The following is a 10234-nucleotide window of genomic DNA, read 5'->3' as shown; positions in this document are numbered from 1 at the left end:
GCGACGCGCTCGGGGCGCGGCTGATCGCCGCGTGCGAGGACGACTTCCCGCAAGCCGTCGCTGCGCTCGACCCGCCGCCGCCGGTGATCTGGGCGCGCGGCGACCTCGCCCTGCTGCGGCGGCCCTGCGTCGCCATCGTCGGCGCTCGGGCCGCCTCGGCCGCCGGTCAGCGCTTCGCCCGCGGGCTGGCCTCCGAGCTTGGCGCGGCGGGCCTGGTGGTGGTGTCCGGCATGGCCCGCGGCGTCGACGCCGCCGCGCACGAAGGTGCGCTCGACGCCGGCACGATCGCCGTACTGGGCGGCGGGATCGACAACATCTACCCCCCTGAACACCACGGCCTGTACGCGCGCATTATCGCCCACGGCCTAGTGGTCGCCGAACATCCGCCGGGTCGTCAGGCGCAAGCCCGCGACTTCCCGCGCCGCAACCGCATCATCGCCGGGCTGTCCCGCGCGGTGGTCGTCGTCGAGGCGGAGACCCGTTCGGGTTCGCTGATCACCGCACGGCTGGCCGCCGAACAGGGGCGCGAGGTGCTGGCGGTGCCCGGATCGCCGCTCGACCCCAGGGCCCGCGGCTCCAACGACCTGATCCGCCAGGGCGCGGCGATCTGCGAAGGCGCCGAGGACGTGCTGCGCGCCATCGAGGGCTTCACCGGCCTCCGCGAGCCCGGCCCGCCACGCTATGCAGGCGGACCGGCCTCGGATGTCGACGCCGGCAGGATCCGCGAGGCGGTGGCGATGCTGCTGTCGCCGACGCCGGTGTCCTGCGACGAACTTGTCCGGGCTGTCGGTGCGCCGGCCCCCGTGGTGTTCGCCGCCCTCATCGAGCTGTCGTTGGCCGGGCGCGCCGAACTGCTTCCCGGCGGCATGGCGGTTTCAGCGTGATCTGGCCCCCCAGATCGTGCGACGTTGACAGCATCAGGCGCGCACCCCACTTTTCGCGCCCCCTGCCCCCTTGCGCCGTTTTCAACGCGAGGGCGGCCGTCCGCCTAGGATCACGCCCATCGCTCCGCCCATGAACGTCGTCGTCGTCGAGAGCCCGGCCAAGGCCAAGACGATCAACAAATACCTGGGCCCGGACTACAAGGTCCTGGCGTCGTACGGCCACGTCCGCGACCTCCCGGCGAAGAACGGCTCCGTGCGCCCGGACGAGGACTTCGCGATGAGCTGGGACGTCGACGTCAAGTCGGCCAAGCGGCTGAACGAGATCGCGGAAGCCGCCAAGGGCGCGACCCGACTGATCCTCGCCACGGACCCCGACCGCGAGGGCGAGGCGATCTCCTGGCACGTGTTGGAGGTGTTGCAGAAGAAGAAGGCGCTGAAGGGCGCGCAGGTCCAGCGCGTGGTGTTCAACGCCATCACCAAGTCGGCGGTCACCGAGGCGATGGCCAATCCGCGCGACATCGATATGGAGCTGGTCGACGCCTATCTGGCGCGCCGCGCCCTCGACTACCTGGTGGGCTTCACGCTCTCTCCGGTGCTGTGGCGCAAGTTGCCGGGCGCCCGTTCCGCCGGCCGCGTGCAGTCCGTCGCCCTGCGCCTGATCGTCGACCGCGAGTTGGAGATCGAAGCCTTCCGCACCCGCGAGTACTGGAGCGTCGAGGCCGACGTCGCGGCCGGCGCCGAGCCGTTCCTCGCCCGCCTGGTCAAGCACGAAGGCAAGCGGCTCACCAAGTTCGACCTGGCGGCCGAAGCCGAGGCCAAGGCCGCGCGCGCCGCCGTCGAGGCCGCGGCCTTCACAGTCGCCGCCGTCGAGAAGAAGCCCGCCCGGCGCTTCCCGCCGCCGCCGTTCACCACCTCGACTCTGCAGCAGGAGGCTTCGCGCAAGCTGGGCTTCTCCGCCCAGCGCACCATGCAGGCCGCCCAACGGCTCTATGAAGGCGTCGACATCGGTGGCGAGACCGTGGGCCTCATCACCTACATGCGGACCGACGGCGTGCAGAGCGCGCCGGAAGCCATCACCGAGGCCCGCGAGGTGATCAGCGGCCTGTACGGGCCCACCTACGTCCCTGAGAGCGCACGCCAGTACAAGACCAAGGCCCGTAACGCCCAGGAGGCTCACGAGGCGATCCGCCCGACCAGCCTGGCGCGCAATCCGGGCTCGCTGCGCCTGGAGGCCGACCTCGGCCGGCTCTACGAGCTGGTGTGGAAGCGGATGATCGCTTCCCAGATGGAGGCCGCGCGCATCGAGCGTACGACGGTCGATCTGGAGAGCGCCGACGGCAAGACCGGGCTTCGCGCCACCGGCCAGGTGATCCAGTTCGACGGCTATCTGGCGGCCTACGAAGAGGGCCGCGACGACGCCGCTGACGAGGACGGCGGCCGGCTGCCGCAGATCCGCGAAGGCGCCGACGCCAAGGTCCTGGCGGCTCGCGCCGATCAGCACTTCACCGAGCCGCCGCCGCGTTACTCCGAAGCCACCCTGGTCAAAAAGATGGAGGAGCTCGGCATCGGTCGCCCGTCGACCTACGCCTCGATCCTCACCGTGCTGCGCGACCGCGCCTATGTGCGGATGGACAAGAACCGTTTCATTCCGGAAGACAAAGGCCGCCTGGTCACCGCCTTCCTGGAGGAGTTCTTCCTCAAGTACGTCGAGTACGAATTCACCGCCGACCTCGAGGAGAAGCTCGACAAGGTCTCGGCGGGCGAGCTCGACTGGAAGGTGCTCCTGCGCGAGTTCTGGAAGGACTTCCACGGCGCGGTGGGCGAGATCGGCGACCTGCGGGTGACGCAGGTGCTGGACGCGCTGAATGTGGCGCTGGGTCCGCACATCTTCCCGCCGCGCGAGGACGGCGGCGACCCGCGCGCCTGTCCGACCTGCGGCGCCGGCCAGCTGTCGCTGAAGACCGGCAAGTTCGGCGCCTTCATCGGTTGCTCCAACTACCCCGAGTGCCGCCACACCCGTCCGCTCGCCCAGTCCGAGGGCGACGAGGCCGACGCCCAGGGCGGCGACCGCGAGCTGGGCCTCGACGCCCAGACCGGCCTGACGGTGTTCCTGAAGAGCGGCCGCTTCGGCCCTTACGTGCAACTGGGCGAAGGCGACAAGCCCAAGCGGTCCAGCCTGCCGAAGACCTGGCCGCCGGCCGCCATGGACTTGGAAAAGGGCCTGCGCCTGCTGCGCCTGCCCCGCGAGGTCGGCGTCCACCCAGAGGATGCGAAGCCCATCGTCGCGGGCATCGGCCGCTACGGCCCGTTCGTCGAGCACGCTGGCACCTACGCGAACCTGTCGTCGGTGGACGAGGTGTTCGAAGTCGGTCTGAACCGCGCCGTCGCCCTGCTGGCCGAAAAGCGTGCGGCCGGCCCGGGCCGCGCCAGAGGCGAGCCCGCGCCGCTGAAGGACCTCGGCGTCCACCCGGCGGACGGCGCGCCGGTGCGCATCCTGCCTGGCCGCTACGGTCCCTACATCAAACACGGCGCGACCAATGCGAACGTGCCCAAGGGGACCGATCCACAGGACCTGACCCTTGAGGTAGCCGTCGGCCTGCTCGCCGCCCGCGCCGAGGCGGCTGGAACCAAGAAGCCGGCTCGTGGCGCCAAGGCCAAGGCGGCCCCGAAGAAGGCCACCCGACCTTCCGCGGCGAAGCCTGCGGCCAAGAAGGCGGCCGCCAAGAAGCCGGCCGCGAAGAAGGCCAAGGCGAGCGGCTGAGGCCTCCCACGAACGTCATCCCACCCGCCCCGCGACGCCACGGCGATTCCTGCGTTACAAAGGCCGATGGCCAAGCCCCGCACACCCCGTCCGCCTCGCCTGCCGCAGGGCCTCCCCGACCGCGAGACGCTGCTGAAGTACGTGCGCGAGACCGGCGAGGCCGATCGCGGCGTCATCGCCAAGGCGTTCGGACTGAAGGGCGCTGACCGCAAGGCGCTGCGCGACCTGCTGCGCGTGCTGGAGGAAGAAGGCGCGCTGGCCCGTCGCGGTCGCAAGGGCGTGGCCGAGGCTGGCGCCCTGCCACCGGTGGGCGTCGCCGACGTGGTCGACCGTGACACCGACGGCGACCTGATGGTCAAACTCGCCAAGGCCGAGGACGCGCCGCTGGTGCGTCTCGCGCCCGACCGGTCGGAGGCCAGCGGCGGCGCGCCCGGCCTGGGCGACCGGCTGCTGGTGCGCTTCGAGCGGCTGGAGACCGGCGAAATCGAGGCCAGGATGATCAAACGCCTGGGCCAGAGCGCGCACCGGGTGCTCGGGGTGATCCGCAAGTCCCGCCGCGAGGTCCGCGTCGAGCCGGTCGACCGCCGCTCCAAAGACACCCTGGTGCTCACCGACCCGACCGCCCAGGAACTGCGCGACGGCGACCTGGTGCTGGCCCAGGTGATGCCGTCCGAGCGCAGGTTCGGGGCCCATCGCGGCAAGCTGCTGGAGGTGGTCGGCCGCGAGGACCAGCCGCGCGCCGCCTCGCTGATCGCCATTCACACCCACGGCATCCCGACCGGCTTCCCGACCGAGGCCGAGACTGAGGCCGCCGCCGCCAGGCCGCCTGAGCTCGCCGGCCGCGAAGACCTGCGCGACGTGCCGTTCATCACCATCGATCCCGCCGACGCCCGCGACCACGACGATGCGGTGTTCGCCCAGGCCGACGACGACCCGAAGAACGCCGGCGGCTGGATCGTGTGGGTGGCCATCGCCGACGTCGCCGCCTACGTGCGCCCGGGCTCGGTGCTGGACGAGACCGCGCGCGACAAGGCCAACAGCGTCTACTTCCCCGACCGGGTCGAGCCGATGCTGCCCGAGGTGCTGTCCAACGGACTGTGCTCGCTGCGCGAGGGGGAGAACCGCGCGACGCTGGCTGTGCGGATGGTGTTCGACGCCACGGGGCGCAAGCGCTCCCACCGCTTCGTGCGCGGCCTGATGCGCTCGGCCGCCAAGCTGTCCTACGAGCAGGCCCAGGCCGCCATCGACGGCACGCCGGACGATCGCACTGGCCCGATCCTCGAGCCGATTCTGAAGCCCCTGTGGGCCGCCTACGCGACCATGCTGAAGGGCCGCCGCGCCCGCTCGCCGCTGGCCATCGAAAGCATGGAGCGCAAGATCGTCATCAGCCCCGAGGGCGAGGTCGTCTCGATCACCCCGCGCGCCTCGCTGGAGGCCCACCGACTGATCGAGGAGATGATGATCCAGGCCAACGTCTCGGCCGCCGAGACGCTGGAGAGCAAGAAGACGCCGCTGATCTACCGCATCCACGATGCGCCCAGCCGCGAGAAGATCGATTCGCTCGCTGAATTCCTCGGCACCCTGGGCATCGCCTGGTCCAAGGGCGAGGCGGTGCGCACCGACCGCTTCAATCGCCTGCTGGACGAGACCCGAGAAGGCCCGCACCGCGAGATCGTCAACGAGGTGGTGCTGCGCAGCCAGATGCAGGCGCAGTACTCGACCGACAACATCGGCCACTTCGGGTTGAACCTCGATCGCTACGCCCATTTCACTTCCCCGATCCGCCGCTACGCCGACCTCGTCGTCCATCGCGGCCTGATCCGCGCGCTGGGCCTGGGGGACGACGGCCTCACCGACCGCGACATCTCGCGCATGAAGGACACCGCGGAGCTGATCACGGGGGCGGAACGCCGGGCCATGGCCGCCGAACGCGACGCCACCGATCGCTATGTGGCCGCCTTGCTGGCTGATCGCGTGGGAGCGGAGTTCGAAGGACGGATTACCGGCGTCACCCGCTTCGGCCTGTTCGTACGGCTGACCGAAACCGGCGCCGACGGCCTGATCCCGGTGTCGCGACTGGGCGCGGAGTTCTTCCACCATGACGAGCGCTCGCACGCCCTGGTGGGCGAGCGCACCGGCAAGCGCTGGCCGCTGGGCATGGCCGTGCAGGTGCGGCTCGCCGAGGCGACGCCGATCACCGGCGGGCTGCTGTTCGACATGCTGAGCGAGGCCGCCCCCGCAGACCCCACCGCGCCGCGTCTGAGGCTCCCCCAGCGCGGTCGCCCGCAGTCGCGCGGACCCCAGTCGCGCGGACCGTCCCGCGCCGGCCAGCGACGGCGCTAGGTCGCCGCCTGCACAGCGGTGAGGAAGCCCTGCTTGGTGAAGGTCACACGGCCGTCGCCTAGATCGCGGACGTAGGCGCGCTCCAGCAGCATCTTGAGCGCGCTCTCGACCTGCGGCGGCGCGAAGCCCTGGCCGTGGGCGGCGCCTTGCAGCGTCTCGCGCGACAGCGCCTCGCCAGGCCAGATGTCCTGCGTGCGCAGGGTCTCCAGCAGCGCGCGCTCCACGTCCTCCAGGATCACACGCTCGCGGGCCGGCGCAGCGAACACCGATTGAGCGGGCAGGTCAGGAGTAGCGCTTGGCGCTGGAGCCGAGGGCGTGTCGACGGCGGCGAGCATTTCCCGCGCGATCTCGCGTTCGCCCATGACGATGCGGTCCGCCCCATGGGCCAGCAGATGCTGGGCTTCGGCGTCGGAGCGCGGACAGGCGACGATCTCCAGCTTGGCGTTGGCGCGCCGCGCCTGCTCGACGATCTGGCCGCCTTCGAAGCCGTCGGGGATGGCCACGAACAGCCGCGTGGCGCGCTTGATGCCGGCGGCGGCCAGCACCTGGCTGTCGGCGGCGTTGCCTTCCAGCGCCTCCAGGCCGGCGGCCCGCGCCCGTAGCGCAGCCGCCTCGTCGACCTCGATCACCACCACCGCCTGGGCCCCCTCGCGCAGGCTCTCGGCGACCGAGGCGCCGATCACCCCGAAACCGACCAGCACCGCGTGCTCGCTCAAGGCCGTCGGGACGAGGTCGACCGCGGCGTCCTCGGCCGCGGCCGCGGCTTTCGCAGCCGCTCGGTTGGTATGGGCGAACAGCAGGCTGAAGATCAGCGGGTTCAGCAGGATCGAGATGATCGCGCCGCCCAGGATCAGGTCCCTGCCCTGCGGCGGCAGCAGGCCCAGGCCGACGCCCAGGCCCGCCAGGATGAACGAGAACTCTCCGATCTGGGCGAGGCTGGCGGCGATGGTCAGGGCCGTCTGGTTCGAGTGGCCGAAGGTGCGGATGATCGCCAGCGCGGCCAGCGACTTGCCGATGACGATGACCCCCACCGTGGCCAGCAGCGGCCAGGGCTCGCGCACCAGCACCATCGGATTGAACAGCATCCCCACCGAGACGAAGAACAGCACCGCGAAGGCGTCGCGAAGCGGCAACGTCTCCTCCGCCGCCCGCTGGCTGAGCGGCGAGCCGGCCAGCACCATGCCGGCGAAGAACGCGCCCAGGGCCAGCGAGACGCCGAACAGGTAAGCCGCGCCCACCGCCACGCCCAGCGCGATCGCCAACACCGCCAGGCGGAACAGCTCCCGCGACCCGGTGTGGGCCGTGTAGTGCAGCACCCAAGGGATGAAGCGGGCGCCGACCACCAGCATCACCGCGGCGAAGGCCGCGACCTTGGCCAGGGTCACCGCCAGGGGGATGATCCAGGTCTGCATGACCCCGGCGTCGCCGCCCGACGATATCGCCCCCGCCATAGCCGGCAGCAGCACCAGCGCCAGCACCATGGCGATGTCCTCGACGATCAGCCACCCGACCGCGATGTGGCCTCGGTTGGTGTGGACGATCCTGCGCTCCTGCAGGGCGCGCAGCAGCACCACGGTGCTGGCCACCGACAGCGCCAGGCCGAACACCACGCCCGCCACCCAACTCCAGCCCAGAGCATGCCCCAGCGCCGCGCCCAGGGCGGTGGCCACCGCCATCTGCACGATCGCTCCCGGCACCGCGATCTTGCGCACCGCCAGCAGGTCCTTGAGCGAGAAGTGCAGGCCCACGCCGAACATCAGCAGCACCACGCCGATCTCGGCGAGCTCGTTGGCGATCGCCTGGTCGGCCACGTAGCCCGGCGTGAACGGGCCCACCAGCACGCCGGCCAGCAGGTATCCGGCCAGAGGCGAGAGGCGCAGTCGCTGGGCGATGGCGCCGAGCACGAAGGCGGTCACCAGGCCGGCGACGATGGTGGCGAGCAAGGGCGTATGATGGGGCATTCGGCTCCTGAAGGGCGAGATTCGGTCCCAACCTGCGAACGCGGGCCGCCCGACACAACCCAAGGGGCGGACACGTCGGCGTTATCCCCAAGATCGATTCTCCTGGGACTTTTCGCGTTCCCGGCCTTTCCCTGGCCGCCTCGCCGCCTATGCTTGAGCGATGTCAGACGACGCCGCCGCATCCGCGCCCCAGCGCACTGTACGTCCGCGCCATGCCGCAACCTTGTTGATCGTGCGGCGCGACGGGCCGAAGCCCCGCGTGCTGATGGGCCGCCGCCACGCCACGCACAACTTCATGCCCGACAAGTGGGTGTTCCCCGGCGGGCGCATCGACCCGTCCGACTATCGCGCCCCATTCGCTACCGACCTGAGCCCAGAGGTCGAGGCCAAGCTGCATGTGGCCGCCCCCGGCGCGCGCGGTCGTGCGCTGGCCATGGCGGCGATTCGCGAAACGTTCGAAGAGGCCGGCCTGCTGCTGGCCAAGGCCGCCCCGCCGCGCACGGCGGTCGGTCCTTGGCGGGAATTCCTGGCCCAAGGCGCGCTGGCCGATTTGGCGGCGCTACGCTTCGTCGGACGCGCGGTGACCCCGCCATTCGTCCACAAGCGGTTCGATGCGCGGTTCTTCATGGCCGACGCCGAGCGGCTGACCAGCCTGGAACGCCAGCCCGACTGCGGCGAGCTCGACCAGATCGACTGGCTGGACATCGACGACGCACTGGGCCTGGATCTGGCCGACGTCACCCGCATGATGGTCAGCGAAGTGGTCGCGCGGCTGGACAATCCGAACCTGCCGATCCCCTTCATGCGCATGATCCGCCGCAAGCGGCACATCAGCCACATCTGACGCCGCGCTGCATCGCATTGACTTTGCGGGCGCGATTCGTATTGTCCCGCGCTCTTTAAGAAACACCTCCGGCGGCGTTCCCGCCGGCCCGCTCAAGGACCGACCATGGCGAAGCCCGCCTCAATCAAGATCCGCCTGAACTCGTCGGCCGACACCGGCTTCTTCTATGTGACCAAGAAGAACGCCCGCACCAAGACCGACAAACTGGTGCTGAAGAAGTACGACCCCGTCGTGCGCAAGCACGTCGAGTTCCGCGAAGGCAAGATCAAGTAAATCACGCTAACAGCTGATTTATCGAGTCAAACGCCCGGTCCCTGGACCGGGCGTTTTGCGTTTTGGGACTGCTATCGCCCCCTCCGACCCCGCCTGTGGCGAGGTGGCGCGACCCATGGGAGCGACGGAGGGGACCGGCTCAGACTCACGCCGCGCGGGCGATGACCTTGTTGCGTCCCGAAGCCTTGGCTTCGTAGAGGCCTTCGTCGGCGCGCTTCAGCAGGGCGTCGGGGCGGTCGAGGGCGCCGATGGTGGCCGCCACGCCGATCGAGATGGTCACGGTCAGCAGTTCGGCCCCGGCCATCACGCGGAACGGCGCGCCCGCCACGTGCAGGCGGATCCGCTCGGCGATGCGCTGGGCGTCCTCGAGCTGGGTGTCCGGCATCACCACCACAAACTCCTCGCCGCCGTAGCGGCACGGCAGGTCGATGGCGCGCACGTTGGAGGCCAGCCGCACCGCGAACTCGCGCAGCACCTCGTCGCCGACGTCGTGGCCGAAGCCGTCGTTGATCTTCTTGAAGTGGTCGATGTCGATCAGCAGCGCCGAAACAGGATCGCCGCCCAGCGCCGCGCGCTGGACCAGGGCGTCGAGCTGGCCGGCCATGTAACGGCGGTTGTGCAGGCCTGTGAGTTGGTCGGTGACCGCCAGTTCCAGCGAGTGGTCGAGGTTGTCGCGCAGGTAGTCGGTGTAACGCTTGCGGCGGATCTGGGTGCGCGCGCGCGCCGACAGCTCCTGCGGGTCGATCGGCTTGGAGAGGATGTCGTTGACGCCGATTTCCAGCGCCTTGACCAGCCTGGGACGCTCGTCGAAGTCGACGATGGCCAGGATCGGCAGATGGCGGGTGACCTCATCGGAACGCAGTTGGGCGGCCAGGCGCAGTCCATCGAATCCGCGCGAGGCGCCGTTGACGATCACCAGGTCGACCGGTCCGCGCGCCGTCATCAGCGCCTTCTCCGGATCGCTCTCGACCACCGGGCGATGCTCGACCGCCAGTTCGGCGGCGACCCGCTGGGCCTGGCGCTCATGGTCGTCGATGATCAGGATGCGACCGCCGGAGCCGCCCAGGCGCGAGGCCGCGCCGGCGATCACGCCCATGCGGCGGCCCGAGGCCTCACGGTCGCGCAGTTCGTCGATCACCATCTTCAGGCGGGTCAGGCTGCGCACCCG

General features: G+C 70.5%; 7 protein-coding genes. 5 read left to right on the top strand and 2 right to left on the bottom strand.

The annotated features are described in order from the left end of the window. The 3 genes from dprA to rnr form a co-directional block, all read left to right on the top strand. Positions 1 to 884 (top strand): DNA-processing protein DprA (gene dprA, locus Q8M88_RS12990; RefSeq protein ID WP_305597581.1); only part of this gene is annotated, 884 nt, incomplete at its 5' end. A gap of 130 nt (positions 885 to 1014) precedes the next feature. Next, on the top strand, positions 1015 to 3645 hold the full coding sequence (gene topA / locus Q8M88_RS12985; RefSeq protein WP_305597580.1) for a type I DNA topoisomerase: 2631 nt from the start codon (positions 1015 to 1017) through the stop codon (positions 3643 to 3645). A gap of 66 nt (positions 3646 to 3711) precedes the next feature. Then, positions 3712 to 5988: a ribonuclease R gene (gene rnr / locus Q8M88_RS12980; protein ID WP_305597579.1), complete on the top strand. Its 2277-nt coding sequence runs from the start codon at positions 3712 to 3714 to the stop codon at positions 5986 to 5988. On the opposite strand, the gene ybaL is transcribed toward rnr, so the two are convergent. Next, positions 5985 to 7949, bottom strand: a complete 1965-nt coding sequence (gene ybaL / locus Q8M88_RS12975) for a YbaL family putative K(+) efflux transporter (protein WP_305597578.1) — start codon at positions 7947 to 7949, stop codon at positions 5985 to 5987. The genes rnr and ybaL overlap by 4 nt on opposite strands. Before the next feature lie 160 nt (positions 7950 to 8109). On the opposite strand from ybaL, the gene Q8M88_RS12970 reads away from it, so the two are divergent. Together Q8M88_RS12970 and rpmG are read left to right on the top strand one after the other, a co-directional pair. Then, entirely contained in the window at positions 8110 to 8793 is a 684-nt protein-coding gene (locus tag Q8M88_RS12970) for an NUDIX hydrolase (protein WP_305597577.1), read from the top strand. A gap of 105 nt (positions 8794 to 8898) precedes the next feature. Beyond that, positions 8899 to 9066 (top strand): 50S ribosomal protein L33, encoded by a 168-nt coding sequence (gene rpmG, locus Q8M88_RS12965; protein WP_299541601.1) that lies wholly within the window; start codon positions 8899 to 8901, stop codon positions 9064 to 9066. Positions 9067 to 9211: 145 nt separating this feature from the next. Here the strand turns inward: rpmG and Q8M88_RS12960 are convergent. Next, on the bottom strand, positions 9212 to 10234 hold a 1023-nt coding region (locus tag Q8M88_RS12960; RefSeq protein WP_305597576.1), incomplete at its 5' end, for a diguanylate cyclase.

It is taken from the genome of Phenylobacterium sp., assembly GCF_030693805.1.
GTDB lineage: Bacteria > Pseudomonadota > Alphaproteobacteria > Caulobacterales > Caulobacteraceae > Phenylobacterium.
The sequence above is the reverse complement of the archived record's forward strand: the minus strand, read 5'-3'. Positions and strand labels throughout refer to the sequence as shown.

Excerpts from the sequence above, each read along its gene's own strand:
- rnr (WP_305597579.1), top strand. The coding sequence starts at position 3,712 with ATGGCCAAGCCCCGCACACCCCGTCCGCCTCGCCTGCCGCAGGGCCTC.
- Q8M88_RS12970 (WP_305597577.1), top strand. The coding sequence starts at position 8,110 with ATGTCAGACGACGCCGCCGCATCCGCGCCCCAGCGCACTGTACGTCCG.
- rpmG (WP_299541601.1), top strand. The coding sequence starts at position 8,899 with ATGGCGAAGCCCGCCTCAATCAAGATCCGCCTGAACTCGTCGGCCGAC.
- ybaL (WP_305597578.1), bottom strand. The coding sequence starts at position 7,949 with ATGCCCCATCATACGCCCTTGCTCGCCACCATCGTCGCCGGCCTGGTG.
- topA (WP_305597580.1), top strand. The coding sequence starts at position 1,015 with ATGAACGTCGTCGTCGTCGAGAGCCCGGCCAAGGCCAAGACGATCAAC.